This is a genomic window from Janthinobacterium sp. SUN176 (assembly GCF_030587335.1).
In the GTDB taxonomy this organism is placed as follows: domain Bacteria; phylum Pseudomonadota; class Gammaproteobacteria; order Burkholderiales; family Burkholderiaceae_D; genus Janthinobacterium; species Janthinobacterium kumbetense.
In genome coordinates, this window is the sequence record NZ_JAPWIA010000001.1 from 3,449,158 (window position 1) to 3,469,661 (window position 20,504).

The 20,504-nt window shown below is 65.6% G+C and carries 9 protein-coding genes; 2 read left to right on the forward strand and 7 right to left on the reverse strand.

Features of this window, described 5'->3' with window-relative positions; all coding sequences use genetic code 11:
* Window positions 1–13 precede the first annotated feature (13 nt).
* The 6 genes from O3299_RS15540 to O3299_RS15565 form a co-directional block, all read right to left on the reverse strand.
* Window positions 14–8,623, reverse strand: a complete 8,610-nt coding sequence (locus tag O3299_RS15540) for an SdrD B-like domain-containing protein (protein WP_305062639.1) — start codon at window positions 8,621–8,623, stop codon at window positions 14–16.
* Between the two features lie 898 nt (window positions 8,624–9,521).
* Window positions 9,522–10,931: an efflux transporter outer membrane subunit gene (locus O3299_RS15545; RefSeq protein WP_305062640.1), complete on the reverse strand. Its 1,410-nt coding sequence runs from the start codon at window positions 10,929–10,931 to the stop codon at window positions 9,522–9,524.
* Window positions 10,928–12,112, reverse strand: coding sequence for an HlyD family secretion protein (locus tag O3299_RS15550; RefSeq protein ID WP_305062641.1), 1,185 nt, complete (start codon window positions 12,110–12,112; stop codon window positions 10,928–10,930). Before O3299_RS15550 ends, O3299_RS15545 begins: the two co-directional genes overlap by 4 nt.
* Window positions 12,099–13,793, reverse strand: coding sequence for an MFS transporter (locus O3299_RS15555; RefSeq protein WP_289903745.1), 1,695 nt, complete (start codon window positions 13,791–13,793; stop codon window positions 12,099–12,101). The genes O3299_RS15550 and O3299_RS15555 overlap by 14 nt, the downstream gene beginning before the upstream one ends.
* Window positions 13,794–13,990: 197 nt before the next feature.
* On the reverse strand, window positions 13,991–16,402 hold the full coding sequence (locus O3299_RS15560; protein ID WP_305062642.1) for a catalase: 2,412 nt from the start codon (window positions 16,400–16,402) through the stop codon (window positions 13,991–13,993).
* A gap of 246 nt (window positions 16,403–16,648) precedes the next feature.
* Window positions 16,649–17,002: a YqjD family protein gene (locus O3299_RS15565; RefSeq protein ID WP_251350576.1), complete on the reverse strand. Its 354-nt coding sequence runs from the start codon at window positions 17,000–17,002 to the stop codon at window positions 16,649–16,651.
* A gap of 376 nt (window positions 17,003–17,378) precedes the next feature.
* On the opposite strand from O3299_RS15565, the gene O3299_RS15570 reads away from it, so the two are divergent.
* Window positions 17,379–18,779, forward strand: coding sequence for a PLP-dependent aminotransferase family protein (locus O3299_RS15570; RefSeq protein WP_305062643.1), 1,401 nt, complete (start codon window positions 17,379–17,381; stop codon window positions 18,777–18,779).
* Here the strand turns inward: O3299_RS15570 and O3299_RS15575 are convergent.
* Complete coding sequence (locus O3299_RS15575; RefSeq protein ID WP_099666707.1) at window positions 18,776–19,189, reverse strand: DoxX family protein; 414 nt, start codon at window positions 19,187–19,189, stop codon at window positions 18,776–18,778. The two genes, O3299_RS15570 and O3299_RS15575, sit on opposite strands and share 4 nt — an antisense overlap.
* Before the next feature lie 185 nt (window positions 19,190–19,374).
* Between O3299_RS15575 and O3299_RS15580 the strand changes: the two genes are divergently transcribed.
* Entirely contained in the window at window positions 19,375–20,349 is a 975-nt protein-coding gene (locus O3299_RS15580) for an alpha/beta fold hydrolase (RefSeq protein WP_305062644.1), read from the forward strand.
* Window positions 20,350–20,504: the final 155 nt, after the last annotated feature.

Sequence of the window (20,504 nt, forward strand, 5' to 3'; positions counted from 1 at the left end):
GTCATTTTCGGTTTCATTGTGCGCCCTCGATCTCGATGACGAGGGGATATTCGTTTTGCAGTGCCTGCCAGCGCGCCTGCATCTCGCTTTCGATCGCCTTGCTGCGGCGCTGCGCCAGCGCGGCATCGCCGCCAGCGGCATACGCGATGCGCAGTACCGACGGCTTGGCGCGCAGGCTGGCCACCAGTCCTTCGATGCGTCCGGCCCATTCCGGCTGCAAGGCCGTTTCGCCCGCGACGAATGCGGCGTCGCTCAGCTCAAGACGCACGACACGGTGGATGGTGGCGCCGAAGTTCAGCTTGACCACCTTGCCTCGGGTCAGGCGCACATCGCGCGGATTTTCCGTCGTGACGCGGTAGCCGCTCGGCAGGGTGCGGTCATCGAGCTTCATGACGAAGTTCGAGCCGCGGTCCGCATTCGGAATCGCCGGACAAGCCACGTGGAAGCGTCCTTCCGCATCCGTCGTCACCAGCAAGCCGCGCGCCGTCGCCATGCGCACGCCGGCAATGCCCGCTTCGCCGTCATCCTGGTAGCCATTCGCGTTCCGGTCGTCGAAGACCTTGCCGATGATGTCGGGACAATCAAAAGTGGCATCCGGCACCACGCGCACCGTGGCGGTAGCCAGGTTGGAAATACGCGTCTCGCCCGTCGCTGCCCAGGCCTGGTTGACGTATTCGCCATCGCCAACGCCGCTGCCCACCATCAGCATCAGCTTGTAGGTCTTCTTCTCCTTCGGCGCGAAACCGCTTTCCTTCCAGCGCAAGCTGCGGCCATCGACGACAGGTTCCGCCGGCACGCCATTGCGGGTCGCGCTGCCGACGCGGTACTTGAAGCCGGCCGGTATCAGGTCGCGCACCTCCATCGCGCCCAGGGTCGCCGCCTGCGGATTGCTGGCCGTGATCGTGTACGGCACCAGGTCGCCGCGCGTGACGTTCAGCATCGGCGTCGTCTTCGTCACCATGATGCTGTCGCTGCCCAGCGGGTCGAGCGGGATATGGTTGTTCAGGATCGGAGCCGAACCGCCATTCGTGATGACAAAGCTCAGGTAGTACTGCGTGGTCCTGGCGCCTCCGGCGATCAGTCCCGTGCAGTTGTTCGGATCGAGTTCCATCTTCGTCGACAATGCCGGCGCCAGCTCGCTGGCCTGGATAAAGGCCGGATCCGGCACCAGGCCCACCGTCAGTGGTCCCTTGCAGGCCGGCAGGCTGCCGGACGGCGCCAGCAGGTAATTCGCCGGCGCCACCACGCTCAGCGTATACACGCCGCTGGGGAAGCCGTTCTGCAGCAGGAACTGGTACATGCCGTCGCTGCCCACGGTTTGCGTCTGCTCGGCAACACCACCGACCAGGTGCGTGGCGCTGTCAAAACCGGCAGGGCCGCTGATAGACACCACGGCGCCAGCCACCGGCTTGCGCGTCACGGAGTCGTACACCACGCCGGCCGGATCGAGCGGCAGATTCTGCTCGACGACACGGTCGCCGTCGCGCAAGGTCAGGTTGGTGATGCGGCTGCCACCTGGCACCACCACGCCTTCGCCTCCCGTCGACACGGGCACATTCGGCATGTTGTTGCCATCCTTGAGGAAGGTGATCGCATAGCCGGAACCCGTCGGCAAGCCGCTCGCCTCGTAGCCGGGGCAATGCAGGTTGTCGAACTGGTAGAAGCCTTTCTCGTCCGTGATGGCGCGGCAGATCAACTTGCCTTCCTGGTGCAGCTCGGCCGTCCAGCCAGCCACGCCAGCCTGGCTGCCGTCGAGCGGACGCACACGGCTGCCGTCGTGGTTCAGCCATACGTAGCCGTTGATGATGGGCGGCTTCAATTGCGGGATGCCCTTCTCGCCGAACAGATAGCCGCGCATGTCGTCGCCCGCCGCCAGCTTGATGCCGGTGATCGTATCCTTGTTGCCCACGCCGACAGGCTTGCTGGCGTTGGCCGTGCCCACCGATCCTGGCAGCACCGCCGTCTTGCCGTCCACATAAGCGGCCGGCTGCGTTTCCGTCAGGGTGTAGCCGGCGGCGTCGCTGACCGGCACCGTGTCGAACAGATAGCTGCCGTCGGCGCCCGTCAGCACGCTCAGTTTGACCGACTTGCCATCGACGGACGTGCCGCTCAGGACCACCGTCACGCCGGCAATGCCTGACTCGCCATCGTTGCGGATGCCGTCGTTATTCAGGTCGGCATACACCACGCCGCCGATCTTGCCCAGCATATGGCGTTCGCCAAACAGGTAGCCGCTCGCCTGCGTCGCCACCGGCAGCACGATGTCGCCGATCGTGTTGTGTTCCGGCGCCGCGCCGAAGCTGGCGTTGTTGACCTTGCCGCCGGCGCTGCCAGCCGTTTCGCGGCCGTCGAGATACACGGCAGGCTGGCTTTCCAGCAGACTGTAGGTACCGGCAGGCAGGCCGTCGAAGCGGTAGCTGCCATCGCTTCCCGTCACCACCGTACGGGTCAAGCCGTTCGCGCCGCGCACAGTGATTTCAATGTCGGCGATGCCCGCTTCCCCCGCGTCCATGGCGCCGTTGTCGTTCAGGTCGCGATACACGAAACCCCGCAACGACGACACCTGTTCGCGGAAATCATAGCCGCTGCCATTGCCCTGGGGCGGCAGGACGATGCCGCTGACGACATCCACCACGCCGGTACCGACCGGCTTGCCGTTGATGCTGCCGACAAAGGTACCCGTGGCACCCGGATAATTCCCCAGGCCGGCCGGCTGCGTTTCAGTGACCGTGTAGCCGGCAGGACCGGACGGATACAGGCCAGGGAAGGTGTAGCTGCCATCGGCGTCCGTGACGACGGTGACATTGACCGGCTTGCCGTGGCTGTCGATGCCGCTCAGCGTCAGGCTCACGCCCGGCAAGCCTTCGCCCTTCTCGTAGCTGCTGCTGTCGTTCGCATCGCCGTACACGCGGCCGGAAATACTCGCCGCCTGCAGTTCGCCGAAGTCAAAGCGCGTATGGCTCTTCGCCGCATCGAATGGAATGCGCGCGATGGTATTGGCCGTGCCGATGTCGCAGGCCGGATTGGCGCAGGCGGCGGCGCCGTCGATCAGGCCCTTGCGCTGGCGTCCGTCCAGATAGGCGGCCGGCTGCGTTTCCACCAGCGTATAGCCGGCCGCATTCGCGTGCGGCAGGTCACGCAAGCTGTAGCTGCCGTCGGCGGCCGTGATGGCCGTGCGGTTGACCGGCGTCACGCCATCGCGGGCGATGCCGGTCAGGGTGATGGTAACGCCGGCGATGCCCGCGGTTTCACCCGCATCGCGCACGCCATTGTCGTTCGCGTCGACGTAGACGGCGCCGCTGATGGCGCCTGTCTTCTCGCCGAAATCGTAGCCCGTCAATTGCGCGCCTGGCGCCAGCGCGATGGCGCTGACCACGTTGGCCACGCTGGCATTGCCGCCGCCATTGCCGGCCGCCTGGCCCGCATCGGCGTAATTGACCGGCTGCGTTTGCGTCACGGCATAGGTACCGGCGAGCAGGCCGTCGAAATGGTAGGCGCCGTTGGCATCGGTCAGTACCGTCACGGGACCGCCTGCGCCACCGGTCAGCGTCAAGGTCACGCCCGCCAGCGGCGTGTCGCCGCTGCCGGCCGCGCCATTGCCGTCGACGTCGAGGTAGACCTTGCCGGCGATGCTGCCCGTCAGTTCGCCAAAATTGTAATCGCGCGCGCTGCCGCCGTTCGGCAGCACGATGCCGTTGAACTGGTCGAAACGGGGCGCACTGCCGCCGATGCGGCCTGTCGCGACGCCATTGACCGTGCCCACGCTTTCCGCGCCATCGAGGTAGGCGGCAGGCTGGGTTTCAGCCACGGCATAGCCGTTGCCGTCGCTTTGCGGCAGGCCCGTGAAGCTGTAGCCACCGTCGGCCGCCGTTTGCAGCGTGCACAAGGCAGGCACGATCACGCTGCAGACGTCGAAGCCGTCCGCCGTGGTGCCCGACAGCGTGACCGTCACGCCGGCGATGCCCGTCTCGCCCCCATCCTTGCGGCCGTTGCGGTTCGCATCGATATACACGTAACCGGACAGCGACTGCGCCACGCCGCCAGCCGCGCCCGGCGCCTGGCCGAAATGGTAGCCCGTCGCCGTGGCGCCGGGCAGCAGTACGATGGCGCCGGAAGTCCGGATCGCCGCACCCGGCACGCCCGTGCCAGGCACGCGCACGGCGCCGTCGATCAGGCCACCGAGGCTGCCAGCCTGCGCACCCGTGTGATACAGGCTGGCCGGCGGCGTGACCGCCACGGCATAGCCCGCAGCGTCGCTCGGCGCCAGGCCGGCAATCAGGTAACTGCCGTCCGCACCCGTCTGGAAGGTGCAGCTCGGCACGGCAATGCCCGGACAGACGGGATGACCGAGATGGTCGTTGCCGCTCAGGGTCAGCGTGACACCGGCCACGCCCGTGCTTTCGCCGCCCTGGCGCACCGCATCGCGGTTGCTGTCCATGTAGACGCTGCCGGCAATCGACGCCAGCGCCAGTTCGCCGAAATTGCGCTCGGTGTAGCTCAGGCCCGGTTCGATGCTGCCGATGACGATGCCTTCCGGCGCGGCGCGTCCCGCGCTGTTCGCCACGACATTGCCGGCGCCGTTCTGCTCCTTGCCATCCGCATGGCCGGCAGGCTGGGTCAGTTCGGTCACCGTGTAGGATTCTCCCAGACGGCTAGGCGGGACATTCGTGAAGCTGTATTTGCCATTGGCGTCGGTGGTGGCCGTACACGCGCTGCCCATCGCGATGCACACGTCGGCGCCCCAGAAGGTCTGGCCGGAGAGCTTCACCTGCACGCCGGCGATGCCATTTTCGCCCGCCTCGCGCAAGCCGTTGTTGTTCTTGTCGGCGTACACGTAGCCGCTGATGGCCGCATGCGCGTATTCCTGGAACAGGTAGCCCGTCGCCGCCGTATTCGGCGCCAGCACGATCTGGCCGATGGTGTTGTGCGCCGCGCTGGCGGAACAGTTGGCGCCGTTGTCGCAGCTGGCCGGCGGCGGCGTGCCACCAGCCGTGCCCGCGACTTCAAACAGGTCGGCGTAGCTGGCCGGCTGTGTCTCGACGAGGGTGTAGCCGCCGGCCGCGGAGCGCGGCAGACGGTCGAACAGGAAGTCGCCGCTGCTGGTACTGAGGGTCAGCGGCGCGCCCGCCGTGCCGATATCGTTGCCCCAGAAATCCTGGCCGTACAGCGAGAACGTCACGCTGCTGGTGATCTTCTCACCGGCATCCATGCCGTTGCTGCGGTTCGCATCGTTATACACGGAGCCGGCGATGCTCGATTTGACGATCTGCACGTCGACGCTGGCACTGTTGTTGCCGGCGTTCGGATCGCGCGAGGTGCCCGGCGTCGGCACGATGCTGGCGGTATTCGTGATATTGCTGGCGAACGGTCCCGCATAGGCCGGGTAAGGCGCCTTCACGGGGATGGAGATGCTGACCAGGTTGGCCGTGTCGGCTGCGCCCGAGGCAATCGGCAGCACGCCCAGCGTGCAGGTCACGGTGACCGGCGAACCGCCGCTGACGCAGTTGTTCAAGGTCAGCGAAGCGCCCGAGCCAAGGCGTGCCGTCGGTGCGCCCGTCAGCACGAAGCCGGCCGGCAGCACGTCGGTGACGACCGTGCTGGCCGCCAGGGCGGGACCCAGATTCCCCACCACCAGGGTGTAGGTAAAGGGCTGGTTGATGCTGAACGGCGATGCGGGCGAAACGGTTTTCGACACCAGCATCAGGTCGGTCTTCGGCAGCACGGTGGTGGTTTCTTCCACCACGTTGTTCGTCGCCAGCTTGTCGCCGGCAAACGGCGCAGCACCCGTTTCCAACGATTCGACACTGGCGTTGATCTTGTAGGTGATCGATCCCGGCGGCGCATTGCTGACGGGACCCGTATCGAATTTCAGGGCGAACACGCGGCTGGCGCCGCTGGCCAAGGTGCTATCGCCGGGCACGCTGGCCAGGTAGCACACCAGGTTCGTGCCCGCGCCGCCCGGCTGGCTGCACGAGGCGCCGGCCGGCAAGGTGCTGCCGGCGGCATTCCACAGCATGGTATACGGCACGGCCGCGCCGTTTTGCGGCGGCGGCACGGGCGTGACGACCAGTTTCAGGCCGGTGGCCAGCGACGGTCCATTGTTTTGCACGGTGACCTTGTACACGAGCGCATCGCCGAACGGGCTCTGTTCATAGCCCGTATCGACGGCCGACACGCTCAGGTCCAGCTCCTTGCTGATCACGGTGACGGTGGTGCTGTTGCTGTTGTTGGCCGCGTTGCTGTCGTCGGTCGTCGTGCTGATGGTGGCGCTGCTGGCATAGGTCGCGTCGAGCGCATCCGGGTACGGGAACACGGGGATGACAGAGAAGATCAGCTGGCGCGTCTCGCCATCGCCGAGCCCAAAGGTCCGGCACTCGATGCCGGACTGTCCCGCATAGGGCGCGCCGCTGAAGGCGGGCACCAGCGTGCATTGCGCGGCGCTGCCCGCGATGCTGGCCGAACCGGCCACATACGCCATGCGGGCCGGATCGATGACCTGGCGCAGCACCACATTGGCCGCGCTGCTGGGCCCGTTGTTGCGGATCGAGGTGGTGAACACCAGCGGCACGCCGACGCGCACTGGATTCGGCGCACCAGCCATCGCCGTGACGCCGACGTCGGCCTGCGGCACCACGGTGACGGTGGCGCCGGAGCTGTTATTGGCCGCATCGGTGTCGATGGCATCCGGGCTCGATACCGTGGCGGTATTGAGCAAGGCGCCGTCCTTCAACGGGCGATTGAGCGTGATGGTGATGGTGCGCGACGCGCCATTGCCCAGGTTCAGCAGCGTGCACGTGATGGTCGACGCAAAGCTGCAGCTTTCGCCTGCGCCGCTGCCGGCCAGCACGACGCTGCCGCCCGTGGTGCCGCCGCTGCCGTTGTACCAGTGCGGCAAGGCGTCGACCACCTTGACGGTCGGTGCGCTGTCCGGGCCAGCATTGCTGACCACCAGGGTATAGCTGAAGGTATTCGAGGCGGCCGGCAAGCTGACCAGGGACGCCGTCTTGACGATGGCCAGGTCGACGTTCAACGGCGTCGACGTGACGCTGGCGGTGTCGCAATTGCCCGTGCTCGCATTGTCCGGCGGCTGGTGCGCCGACCCGGCGGCCATGCCGGTACAGGCGGTATTGCTCAAGGTGCCGGAAAACCCCGCTTGCGCGCGCGTGGTCAGAACCAGGGCAGGCAGTTTCGCGCCGCGCGCCAGGCTGCCGGAAATCGTGTAGGTGCAGGTCACCAGCTGTCCCGCCGCGCTGCACGTCCAGCCCGCGCCGCTGGCGCTCACATAGCTTTCTTGCGGCGACAAGGTATCGGTCACGGTCACGGTGCCGCTGGCGGCACTGGTGGAGGTGCTCGCATTGGTGACCGTGATGGTATTGGTGATCAGGCCATTCGCCGCGACCAGTCCTGGCGACTTGCTCTTGCTCAGGGTCAGGTGGGCGAATGGCGCGACGATGGTGTACGTGGCCGAGGCGGGATTGTTCAAGCCGTCGAGCGGGGCGCTGCGTGCCACGTCCACCACATTCGCGCCGCCCGTCGCGCCGGTGGCGACGGTCAGCGGAATCAGGAACTTGGAAGAGGTGGCGCCCAGCGCCAGCGCGCCGACATTGCAGGTGATCGTCTGGCCAGCCTTGGCGCAGCCGGCCGGCAAGGTGCCGATCGTGAAATCGCCGGACACCGTCGTCTTCACGGTGACGCCGCTGGCATCCTGCGTGCCGCTATTGACGGCCCACAGATTCAGGCTGACCGCCTCGCCCTGCGTCAACGAGCTCAGGCCGCTGGCGTTCGACACCAGGGTTTGCCGGGCATCGAGGTCGGTGCCCGGCTTGACCGTGACGATGACCTGGCTCGGTCCGTTGTTGCCGTCTTCCGGATCGCCGGTCTGCAAGTCACTGGAAGCCACCGACGCACCGTTGGTGATGGTGCCGGCGATGCTCTTGACGATGCGCCCGCCGATCGTGATGGGGGGAGCTTGCTGCCCCACGCCGATGGCTGCGCCGCTGTAGGTACAGGTCAGCACGGTGCCCGAACGGGCGCATGCCCAGCCCGTGCCGGACGCTGACGCATAGGTAAAATCTGCGCTGGCCGGCAAGTTGTACGTGACCTTGAATTGCGATGCGCTGTCCGGACCGGCATTCGCCACGTCCACCCGGTAGCCCACCGTTGCGCCGGCCGCTGCCGTACATGCGGCGGGACAACCGCTCAAGCCCGTCGTGCCGCTGGCGGCGACGCTCAGGTCCGCGCCCTTGATGACGGTGACCGTCTTGATCGAATCGTTGTTGAAGCTGTTGCCGTCCGTGTCCACGTTGACAAAAGACACGCTGGCCTTGGTCACCACGGCAGACGCCGCCGAGCCCGTGCCGCTGAAATTGACCGTCCAGTTCGTGGTCTTGCCCAGTCCGCTGCGCGTGCAAGTGAGCAATTGCGGACTGGCTGCCAGATTGAAGGCGCAACCGGCCGGCGCCGTGCTCGACGCAAAATTCACATTGGCGGGCAATTCCACCGCCAGGCGCACGGTGCCCGTCGCATCGACCAGGTCCTCATTGTTCGTCACCACCACCGAAAAGCTGGCCTTGCCGCCGCGCGGCACGGGGTCCGGCGCCTGCAGGTAGGCGGAAACGGACAAGTCGATTGCCGCCGCCGACGCCGCTCCCGCCGCGCCAAGGGTGCAGAAACAGGCGATCAGCCATAACAGGCGCTGCAGGAGACCGCGCGGCCCTCCCCGCTTGCAGGAGATCAGACAGGAAAAGATAGTGCGCAAAAAGGAGGACATAGGCATGGCAGTCGTCAGGGGGTTGTGCGGTGTGCTGCAACGGCACTTCCGGCCCAGAAAAAACAGCGAACGGCCTGCTTTTTCACCCTGCGAGCATGGCAAGGCGGCACGAAAGTCAACAAATATTCAATGTGTAATTTATGACAACATTGATAATTTGCGACATTCTGGTGCATTTTTTAATGCTTTACAAGCAATAAAAATATTAAAAAATTAATCAATTGAGATTAAGCAAGGAAATGAAAAAATTACTCAAAGGCACTTGCATTCATGCCAACAAATGTGTCTATTTTGTTATTTTTTGAAATTGGTACTACGGCAGGTTTTTTTGCTTCACGCCCTTGAAATGATAGAAACCGAGGCTAAAGATGCCAATTTCGCTCAATATGCCACTATGTGCTCTAGCGTGCATATCAGAAAGAAAAGTGTTTCCCATGTGATACTAAAAATAATTCAAATGGCAATGTTTATTGGTATCACAGGCGCAGCACGACAGAAATCGCAAAAGAATTCCATGTGGAAATTTTTTATGTACAGCAACGTGAAAATGAAGTTGTAAAAATACAACAAAAAAAGATCGGCGGCGCGCCGCCGCGGACAGGGGAAAAGCGGGGGAGTTTTGGGAAAGGGCGGCAAGACGTTACCGAAGCGCCTGCATCCAGGCAAAAAAAACGGATGTTGCGACAGGAGGGAGCAGGCGCTTGTCCCGGCAGAGGAATCCATCCCCTGCCGGGACAGGCCGGGACAGGCTTTAAGGGCGAGCCGTTGCCGCCCAGCCGCCGCCCATGGCCCGGTACAGGTCGACCGAGGCGACGAGGATGCGCGTCTTCAGTTGCAGCAGCCCCACGTCGGCGCTGTACAGGGTGCGCTGGGCGTCCAGCTCTTCCAGGTACGAGGCATAGCCATTGCGGTAGCGGTTATGCGCAATGCGCAGGGTGTCCGCCGCCGTGGCGCGGCGCGCGTCGTTTTCCACGGCCTGCTGCTGCAGGCGGTAGATGGCGCCCAGGCTGTTCTCCGTTTCGGCGAAGGCGTTGCGCACCACGTTTTCATAGGTGTACGCGAGCTGGTCGCGCTGCGCGCCTGCCGCATCCGTCTGCGCCTGCACGCGCCCGCCGTCGAACAGGGGACCGGCCGCCAGCGCCGTCAGCCGCCACAGGGCCGTGGGCGCATGCAGGAAATCGGTGAGCGTCGTCGCTTGCCCGCCGCCGACAGCCGTCAGCTTGAACGAGGGCAGCAACTGGTCGCGCGTGGCGGCCAGGCTGGCGTTGGCGGCCGCCAGGTTATGTTCCGCGCGCGCGATGTCGGGCCGCCGGCGCAGCAATTCGGACGGCAGGCCGGCCGGCACGCCCGGCGCCGCCAGTTCGGCGAGCGGCAAGCCGCGCGCGATGGGGCCGGGATTGCCGCCGACGAGGACGGCCAGCGCGTTTTCCTGTTCAAAGATCTGCCGCTGCAGCTGCGGCACCTGCTCGGCCGCCGCATGGTATTCCGATTGCGCCTGCAGCCATTCCAGCCGCGAGCTGTATCCCACCTCGAACTGCTTGCGCGCCAGCTCGCGCGACTGCTCGCGCAGCTGCAGCGTCGATTGCGTGAGCGCCAGCTGCGCGTCGAGCCCCCGCAGATTCAGGTAACTCGTCGCCACGCTGGCCGCGATCGACAGGGCCGCCGCATCGAGGCTGGCCTGCTCGGCGCGGTAACTCTCGCCCGCAGCATCGCTCAGATTGGCCAGCCGGCCCCACACGTCGATTTCATAGCTGGCCTGCAGTTCGGCCTGGAAGACATTCGTCACATACGGTTTGCCGCTGGACGCCAGGGTGCGCGTGCGCGTGGGCGAGCCGTCGAAGGCCAGGTTGGGCGCGCGGTTCGCGTCGGCCTGCGCCAGGCGCGCGCGGTATTCCTGCACGCGGGCACGCGCCACGCGCAAGTCGCCGTTGCGCGCCAGCGCCTCGCCCACCAGGTCGCTCAAGACCGGATCGCCGAACGCTTGCCACCACAACTGCTCCACCTGCGCGCCATCGGAGGCGGCAATGAGCACCGGCGCACCGTCCGCCTGCGCGCGCCAGCCGGACGGCAGCTGCAATGCCGATACTGGCTGCGGCGGCGCGGTGGCGGCGCAGCCGGCCAGCGCCAGCGCGCCGGCCATCAGCAGGACATGGCGCTTCATGGCTTGGCCTTCTTCGGCGGTGGCGGCGGCGCCGGATTGTCCGCCGAGTCGTTCAGCACGGCGGACGTGTCGACGCTGACCACCACCGACATGCCGGGCACGAGCCGGCGCGCATTCGCCTGCCCCGCGTCGATGCGGATGCGCACGGGAATGCGCTGGGCGATCTTGAGGTAATTGCCCGTCGCGTTATCGGCCGGCAGCACGGAAAATTCGGAACCGGTGGCTGGCGAGATGCGCTCCACCTGGCCCGTCAGCACGGCGCCGTCGAGCGCGTCGACGTGGAAGGTGGCGCTCTGCCCTTCCTGCACGCCGTTCATCTGCGTTTCCTTGAAATTGGCGATCACCCACATCTGGCGCGGCACCAGCGCCATCAGCTGCGCACCCGAATTCACGTATGCGCCCTGGCGCACCGTCACCTGGCCCAGCTGGCCGTCGGAAGGGGCAACGATGCGCGTGTTATCGAGGTCGATCTTCGCCGCCTTGACGGCTGCCTGCGCGTTCGCCACGGCCGCTTCCAGGGCCTGCTTGTTGACCACCACGGAATGCACGCTTTGCTGGGCGATGTCGAGATTGGCCCGCGCCTGCGCCAGCGCGGCCGCCATCTGCGCCTGCGTGGCGCGCGACTGGTCGTGTTCGCGCTGCGACAGAGAACCGTCGGCCACCAATTGTTCCACGCGATTGAGGTCGGCGCTGGCCTTGCGCGCCTGCGCTTCCGCATTGGCCAGCGCCGCCTCGCTGACGGAAATGCCCGCCTGCGCGCTGGCCTTTTGCTGCGCCCAGTTCGACAGCGCCGCCTGCTGCGCCGCCAGCTGGGCCTGCGCCTGCTCGTAGCGCTGCTGGTAGATGCGGTCGTCGATGCGCACCAGCAGCTGGCCTTCCTTCACGTCCATGAAATCCTGCACCGTCACTTCCACCACGTAGCCGGACAGCTGCGTGCCGATGATCGTCACCTGCCCCCGCACGGTGGCGTTTTCCGTCGTCACGACGGGGCTGGTGAACGGCGGCAGGCGCCACGCGTACAGCACGATCAGCACGCCCACCAGGGCCACGGCGGCAAAGGCCAGCGCGGACAGCCACTGGTGACGCCGGTCCGGCTGCGCCGTGGAAGGGGCGGCGGGTGCGGCTGCAGGCGCCGCCGATGCAGGTGCGGGAGGTGGCGGTGGATTGTTATTTTCTGTCATTGCTCGGTTCCGAATTGGTAATGGGGACGATGGCCATGGCCGTCTGCGCATCGCGCACGGGGCCGACCAGGCGACGCGCGCCGGTGGTGATGCGGGTCCAGGATTGGCTGACCAGCATCCAGATCAGGGTGGCGATGGCGACGCCGGCGATCATCAAAAAGACATCGTTATAGGCCAGCACATTGGCTTCGCGCGTGGCGATGGCGCCCAGGCGCGCCACGCCCTGGGCGCTGCGCAAGGCAGGATCCGTCAGCACGCCGCCATAGCTCGCGGCGCCGGACTGCACGCGCGCGGCCACCTGCGGGTCGAGCAGGGTGAGATGCTCGACCAGGTAGCTGGAATGGTATTTTTCGCGCGCCGTCTGGATGGTGCCGACGATGGCCGAGCCGAGCAAGCCGCCCAGGTTCTGCGTCATGGTAAACATCACGGAAAAGCTCACCAGGTTGCGCGGTTCGGCGATCACGGCACCCATGCCCGCCACCATGGTAGGGCCGAGGAAATACGTGCCGCCAAAGGCCAGCAGGAACTGGCTGACATACATGTTGACGGGGCGCGTCTGGCTGGTGGCGTGCGCGTCGATCAGTGCGCCGGCGGCGATCAGCAGCAGCGCGAACATCAGCGAGCGGTTCAGGGTGGCCGGATTGATCGTCAGCGCGCTGACCACCAGGCCCGCCACGCTGCCCAGCAGCACCACGATGAACAGGTTCTGCATCTGGTCCGTGTTCAAGCCCAGCGCCTGCAGGAAGCCCACGGCCCCCGTCGATTCGGACAGCACGATGCGAAACAGCAGCACGGACAAGAACAGCTTGGCGATCTTGCCCGTGGTGAGCCAGCGCGTGTTAAGCAGCGGGCGCGCGCGGTTATGCTCGATGGCCAGTGAAGCGGCGATCAGCACGATGGAGCATGCCAGGCACACGCCCACCCATTCCGATTCCATCCACCACGCCGTGCGCCCCTGCGCCAGCACGGCGCACAGCAGGGCCACGCCGGGCGCGAACAGGATGAAGGTGAGGAAATCGAGCGGCTCGAACGTCTGCACCCTGTCGCCGGGCGGCAGTTTCAGGGCCAGCACGCAGCCCAGCGCCAGCAGGGCCAGTCCCAGTTCGAACAGGTACAGGCCGTGCCATTCGCCGATCTGCAGCAGTTCGGAAGTGAAGATGCGCGCCAGCGGCAGCGCCAGTTGGGCAAAACCCAGGCCCAGCACCACGCCTTTCAGGCGGTGCCGCGCGGGAAACGCCTGCAAGGTGTAGTACAGGCCCAGCACGCCCAGCGCGCCGCCCACCATGCCATGCGCGGCGCGCACGGCGATCGCCGACGGCAAGGTATTCGCATACAAGTGGGCGAACGTCACGAGCGCATACAGCACCAGGAACGCTTCCGTGAACAGGCGCAGGCCGAACTGCTGGCGGAACTTCACCAGCAGCAGATTCATGGACACGATGGTCATCACGTAGGCGGCCGGCAGCCACTGCATCTGGTAGGCATAGGCGGCCAGCGAACCTTGCAGGTTCAGCAGATTGGCCGTCACCAGGCCGTTGCCCAGTCCCCCCGTCAGCGCGACGATCAGGCCGACGATGAAGTACGCGACACGCTTGGGCGTCGAATGTTCGGGCATCGATGGCGACCCGGGCAAGGTCGGGCGTTCGCCCGGCCCCCAGGTTCGAGGTGTGTACTTGTCCATGCGGTAATCGCGATCCGGTTTGCTGAAGCCGTTCCTTGCTGCCGTTATATAAATAGTTGCAAATGAACAGTTCTAGTCAGCAGCATATCACCGCAGGACGTTTTTATTGTTTACATTGTTGCATGGCGTTGCGCATGTCGCTCAAACAGCGTATGCAACGGGGCCGGCGGATCCGGCCCCGTTGCCGATACCGCCACTCACACCCGCGGCGGGTCCGTCTCGCGCGCAAACGCCCGGTGCGCGGCCAGCGCCTTCTTGAAGGCCGCCACGGCTTTCGCCACGTCGCCGGACGGCGCGACGATGATGGCGGGATCGGGCTTGCCATCGGGCAATGTCACCGGCACGTCCGCCTTGTCCAGCAAGTCCTTGCCCGCGCCGACAGCCAGCATGGGCTTGCAGTGGCGGTATTGCAGGCGCAGGAAGTCGAGCGCGTTGGCGTCGCCGCCCAGCTGCTGCACGGCGCCCTGGCCATCCGGCAGCACGACGGCGTCGAACAGCACGGACGGTCCCGTCTCGAGTGAGATTTCCACGTCGAGCGGCGCGCCGCCGCTGGTGTCGACTTTCCCCAGATGGCTGCCCACCAGGCGCGGCACGGCACCATCGGCCAGCAGCGAGGCATAGATATTGCGCACCTGCGCGCCATCGCTGCCCGGCCCCACCAGGATGGCCACGCGCAGCGTATGGATGCCCGTCTTGCCGGGACGGAAAAAGAGCGACAGGGCCGGCGATGGCGGATACGAGGGGATCGGCAGCATGGATGCGCGCGGCATGACGGGCGGCAGGGCCAGGCCCAGGCCATCGGCCAGGCGCTGCGCCAGGGCCTCGTCGACGTTGCGCAGCATGGCGACGATGCGCTTGCGGATGGCCACCGTCTGCACCTTGCTCAGTTCAAAGCGGAACGCATGCACGATATGGTCCTGTTCCACCGGCGTCTGGCTGATCCAGAACAGGCGCGCCTGGCCGAAGTGCTCGGCAAACTTCTCGGGCTTGCCGCGCACCTTGTCGCCTTCGGTCGCGGCGGGAAAGCTGTTGAAGCCTTTCGCGCCCGCCTGGAACGGACAGCCCCCCGCCAGGGAATTGGGTTCATACGCGACCCGCCCCCGGTTGATGGCCTGGCGGTGGATGCCGTCGCGCTGGTTGTTGTGCAACGGCGCCAGCGGCGAATTGATGGGGATTTCATGGAAATTGGCGCCGCCCAGGCGCGTGATCTGCGTGTCGACGTAAGAGTGGATACGCCCCTGCAGCAGCGGGTCGTTGCTGAAATCGATGCCGGGCACGATGTGCGCCGTGCAGAACGCCACCTGCTCCGTCTCGGCGAAAAAATTGTCGGGATTGCGGTTCAAGATCATCTTCCCGACGGGGACCAGCGGCACGAGTTCTTCGGGAATCAGCTTGGTCGGATCGAGCACGTCGAAGGGGAACGCTTCGGCCTGCGCTTCCGTGAAGATCTGGAAGGACAGCTCGTATTCGGGATACGCGCCGCACTCGATGGCTTCCCACAGGTCGCGTCGGTGGAAGTCGGAATCGGCGCCACTGAGCTTGACGGCTTCGTCCCACACCAGCGAATACGTGCCGGCCATGGGCGACCAGTGGAATTTGCAGAAGACGGACTGGCCCTTCGCATTCACGAGGCGGAAGGTATGCACGCCGAAGCCCTGCATCATGCGGAAACTGCGCGGGATGGCGCGATCCGACATGGCCCACATCAGCATGTGCGTGATTTCCGGCGACAGCGAGGCGAAGTCCCAGAAGGTGTCGTGCGCGCTGGCCGCCTGCGGCATGCCGTTGTGCGGCTCGGGCTTGACGGCGTGGATCAGGTCTGGGAACTTCATCGCATCCTGGATGAAGAAGACGGGGATGTTATTGCCGACCAGGTCCCAGTTGCCCTCGTCCGTATAAAACTTCACGGCGAAGCCGCGCACGTCGCGCGCCGTATCGGTGGAACCGCGTTCGCCGGCCACCGTGGAAAAACGCACGAAAACGGGCGTGCGCTTGCCCGCCTTGGCGAACGGCGCGGCGCGCGTATGCCTGCTTTGCTCCTTGTAGCATTCGAAATAGCCGTGGGCGGCCGAGCCGCGCGCATGCACGACGCGCTCGGGGATGCGCTCATGGTCGAAGTGCGTGAGCTTTTCGCGCAGGATGAAATCTTCCATCAGGGTGGGGCCGCGCAAGCCCGCCTTCAGCGAATTCTGGTTGTCGCCCACGGGCACGCCCTGGTTGGTCGTCAGCACGCAGCCGCTGTCGTCGCTGCGGGCGTGATCCAGCGAATTATTCAACGCATTCTCGCCCAGCGCGGGCTGGCCATCGCCCGTCTTCGGGGAAGGTACCGTTTCGCCCGTGGTGCTCGCCGTGGCCAGCGCTTCGCCGGCTGCCACATGCACGCCTTCGGCCGGCATGCGCGCCGCCTCGCCATACTGGCCCTCCTCCTTGGGATTGACGGCCATGGCGGCGGACAGTTGCTGGCCGGCGGCCGTCTTTTGCAGCAGCGCGCGGGTCAGGTCATTGTCCGCCCCCAGTCTGTCCGGCGCATTGCTGTCGGATGGGCCGGACATGCTGCTCAATACGGAACCAGCACCGTCCGTGGACGGCGTTTTCTTGTTGGTAGCCATTACATCTCCTGTGAGTAGTCTGCCCCGGGAGAACGCTACAACTCCCTCATTCAGCGCACGAACAGGGCAATCAAAACAATGATGGGAATAGGTACACCGATCAACCACAACAAAATGGAGCGCATCTTCACTCTCCTTTACGGCCTGCTACTAACTACTACCTTATGCGCGTGGGCGCTGCTTCCTCCGCCATCACGGCGAAGGGAACAGCGCCCACGACAAATACCGGCCAGGAAGGCGTAAAACTTATTTACGCGAACCCAGCAATTTCGACAGGCCATACCCGGCCGCTGCCGCAATCAGCAGGGACACGGCCGGCCGTTCGCGCACGTAATCGCGGCCCGTCTCGCCGGCGCGCTGGCAGGCGGCGCCCAATTGCTTGCCGCGCGCCATCAGGCGTTCGGAAGCCTTGCTGACGCTGTCGCTGACCTGGTCGATGCGGTCGCCCACCTGGTCCACGCCGTCGTGGGCGCGCGTGGCCACCTTGTCGGCCAGGGGCTGGGCCTGGCTTGCCACCTTGTCGATCGTGCGGTGCAAGTCCTGGCGGGTATCCTGGGCAGTGCCGTTGATATCGGAGCTGGTTTTTTCAATCGCGTTCATGATGGTTTCCTTTAACAGTGAATAATTTCAACCATGCTCGATGCCGTGACCGAATCATGATTCTCCTCGCTTCTGGGAAAAAGAAGCGGCTAAACGCTGCCGGGCTGAGCCATATCAAACAGTGGATCAGCAGCAAGCTGTTGGCACTACCTTAACCGCGCCTGCCACACGCCACCGTGCGCTGCCACACCTTGAAGGCCAGACTTAAATGCCTGCCAGAAATAACAACCCGTGCCGGCCTGGTGCGGCGGGCGGGGAGTAACGCTGCGTGATGCATGGTCGGCCCAGAAGAGAAAGCCGGCCCCATACAAATGCATGGATTTTTATGCAGATTTTACGCATAATGTAGGCAACAAAATACATACATCAAGACAAAATGCCTCCGTCTAAATCCATACAAAAAGATGACCATGCAAGCGCGTGGGTCACGCCGTTCGTGCAGCACGGCGGTCCGCGCTACCTGCAGATCGCCGACATGCTCGAGCGCGCGCTGTCCGGCGGCAGCCTGCGCCCGGGCGACCGCTTGCCGCCGCAGCGCAGCCTGGCCGCCCTGTTCCAGGTCGACCTGACGACCGTGACGCGCGCCTACGACGAAGCCAAACGCCGCAACCTGCTGGAAGGACACGGCGCGCGCGGCACCTACGTGGCGGCGCCGAAGGTGGAATTGACGCAGATGCTGGACCTGAGCATGAACATCCCGCCGCCGCCCGTGGGCGTGGATTTCGACGACCTGCTGAAACAGGGCGTGGCGCAGGTGCTGATGCGCACGGACAGCGATCTGTTGATGAGTTATCACCTGGGCGGCGGCAGCAAGGCCGACCGCGCGGCGGGCGCCGCCTGGCTCGCGCCCATGTTCGGCAACGTCGATGGAGAACACGTCGTCGCCTGCCCCGGCGCGCAGGCGGCGCTGGCGGCGCTGATTCTGACCCTGAGCCGGCCCGGCGACGCCATCTTGACGGAGCCGGCCGTGTATCCGGGCTTGCGCTCGGCGGCCGGGCAGCTGAACCGCAAGGCCGTGGCCGTGGAAACGGATGCGGATGGCATGCTGCCCGAAGCGCTGGAAAAAGCCGGCCGCAAGCACCGCGCGCGCCTCGTGTATCTGAATCCCACCCTGCAAAACCCCACGGCGCACACCATGCCGGCCGCGCGCCGCCTGGCCATCACGCAAGTGGCCCAGCGCTGCGGCATGCACATCATCGAGGATGATCCGTACTGGCTGCTGGCGTCCGATGCGCCGCCGCCCCTGGCGCATTACGCGCCCGCCCACGTATCCTACATCGCCACCCTGTCGAAATGCCTGGCGCCGGGCCTGCGCATGGCCTATACCTTGATCGCCGACACGCAGCTGCGCGAACGCTTCCTGGACGCCCTGCGCTCTTTCAGCCTGATGGCCACGCCCGTGACGACGGCGCTGACGACGCAATGGATACACGACGGCTCCGCGCACGCGCTGCTGGCCGGCATACGCAGCGAAGCCGATGCGCGCCAGGACGTCATCCGCACCATCCTGACGGGCGCCACTCACCCGCGCAGCGATGGCATCCACGTGTGGTTTTCGCTGCCCGGCTACTGGACCTCGCGCGAACTGGCCGCCACCGCCCGCGCCCAGGGCGTGGCCGTCACGGCGTCCGACGCCTTCTACGACAACCGCCCGCCGAACGCCATCCGCATCTCGCTGGGCAGCATCCGCGACCGCGCGCGTCTGGCCAGCGCATTGAAGAAATTATCGCTGCTGCTGGCGCACAAACCGGCCGTGCGGCGGGAATTCGTCATTTAACGGCGCAACCGCGCATCGAGCGAATACTTGCCCGCGCCGCTGATGGCAATCGTGCCGAAGACGATGATCAGCAACCAGCCGAACTGGCCGTCTGCGATGCTCCAGTCCGGGTGCACGAGCAGCATCGACACGCCCAGCAGGAAGAGCAGGGGCAGGCAGGCCAGGCGCGTCAGCAAGCCGGCGGCGACCAACAGCGGACAGAGGATTTCCGCGAACAGGGCGCAGTACAGGGTGACGGCGCGGCCCAGGTGCAGCGGATCGTCGATGCGCGCCAGTTCCGCGGAAAAATGCAGCAGCTTGGGCAAGCCGTGCACGTGCAGCACCAGCAGCGCGCCCGCCACGCGCGCAAACAGCAAGCCCGCATCGGGTAAAAAGGGGCCCGTCAGCGCCACCCTCCAGTTTTTCTTCATGATCGCTCCAGTGGGAAAGCCAGGCGGCGCGGCGCGCCGCTGCCAGCCATCATAGGCAGGCGGACGCCTGGGCGCGACTGGTCTTTTGGCAGAGGCGCCGGCGCGCGCGAAGGCCTAGACTGGCCGATGCCGTCACTGGTCCACGCCATGGCTGGCCCCTCCCCCATCCCCGAAGGAAATGCATCATGTCGAAGAAAATCGAAGCCGAAGAAGTCAACTCCCGCCGCAAGCTGCTCGTCAGCGTCGCCGGCGTGGCCGCCGGCGCGGGACTGCTGGCCGCCGGTGGCGCCAGCGCCGCCGCCAAGCCTGCCGCTGCCGCGGCGCCGGGCAAGCTCACCGTCAATAGCGTCACCGTCAAGGACGGCACCGTCATCCGCTTCAAGGACTGGGGCACGGGCACGCCCGTCGTCTTCAGCCACGGCTGGCCCTTGCAGGGCGACGCCTGGGAAGACCAGATGATGTTCCTGGCCAGCCACGGCTACCGCGTGATCGCGCACGACCGCCGCGGCCACGGCCTGTCCAGCCAGCCGTGGCAGGGCAATGACATGGATACCTACGCCGACGACCTGGCCACCCTGCTCGACGCGCTCGACATCAAGGGCGCGACCCTGGTCGGCCATTCGACGGGCGGCGGCGAAGTGGCGCGCTATATCGGCCGCCATGGCGAAAAACGCGTGGCCAAGGCCGTGCTGGTGGGCGCCGTGCCGCCGCAGATGGTCAAGTCGGCTACCAATCCGGGCGGCTTGCCGATGTCCGTCTTCGACGGCATCCGCGCCGGCGTGCTGGCCGACCGCTCGCAATTCTTCAAGGACCTGACGGTGCCGTTCTTCGGCGCCAACCGTCCCGGCAACAAGGTGTCGCAAGGCATGCGCGACACCTTCTGGCTGCAGGGCATGCAGTGCGGCATCAAGAACGCCTACGATTGCATCAAGCAGTTTTCCGAGACGGACTTCACGGCCGACCTGAAGAATATCTCCGTGCCGACCCTGGTGGTGCACGGCGGCGACGACCAGATCGTGCCTATCGACGCCTCCGGCAAGGCGGCGGCAAAGCTCATCAAGAACGCCAGGCTGGTCATCTATGAAGGCGCGCCGCACGGCTTGCCAGCCACCCACAAGGATCGCCTGAACGAAGACTTGTTGACCTTTATCAAGTCCTGACCGCTCTGCGCTGCCCGCACCGCCGGCCCGCCCGGCGGTGTCTATCTCCCCCGCCGGCGCCTCCGCCGCGCAAAAAAAACGCCCGCCTCCCCCATTCGTATAACTGCCTTGCCTGCCGGGCCATGCATACTTGTTGCCGCGCGGCATGAGCCGCG

Excerpts from the sequence above, each read along its gene's own strand:
- O3299_RS15545 (WP_305062640.1), bottom strand. The coding sequence starts at position 10,931 with ATGAAGCGCCATGTCCTGCTGATGGCCGGCGCGCTGGCGCTGGCCGGC.
- O3299_RS15550 (WP_305062641.1), bottom strand. The coding sequence starts at position 12,112 with ATGACAGAAAATAACAATCCACCGCCACCTCCCGCACCTGCATCGGCG.
- O3299_RS15555 (WP_289903745.1), bottom strand. The coding sequence starts at position 13,793 with ATGGACAAGTACACACCTCGAACCTGGGGGCCGGGCGAACGCCCGACC.
- O3299_RS15560 (WP_305062642.1), bottom strand. The coding sequence starts at position 16,402 with ATGGCTACCAACAAGAAAACGCCGTCCACGGACGGTGCTGGTTCCGTA.
- O3299_RS15565 (WP_251350576.1), bottom strand. The coding sequence starts at position 17,002 with ATGAACGCGATTGAAAAAACCAGCTCCGATATCAACGGCACTGCCCAG.
- O3299_RS15570 (WP_305062643.1), top strand. The coding sequence starts at position 17,379 with ATGCCTCCGTCTAAATCCATACAAAAAGATGACCATGCAAGCGCGTGG.
- O3299_RS15575 (WP_099666707.1), bottom strand. The coding sequence starts at position 19,189 with ATGAAGAAAAACTGGAGGGTGGCGCTGACGGGCCCCTTTTTACCCGAT.
- O3299_RS15580 (WP_305062644.1), top strand. The coding sequence starts at position 19,375 with ATGTCGAAGAAAATCGAAGCCGAAGAAGTCAACTCCCGCCGCAAGCTG.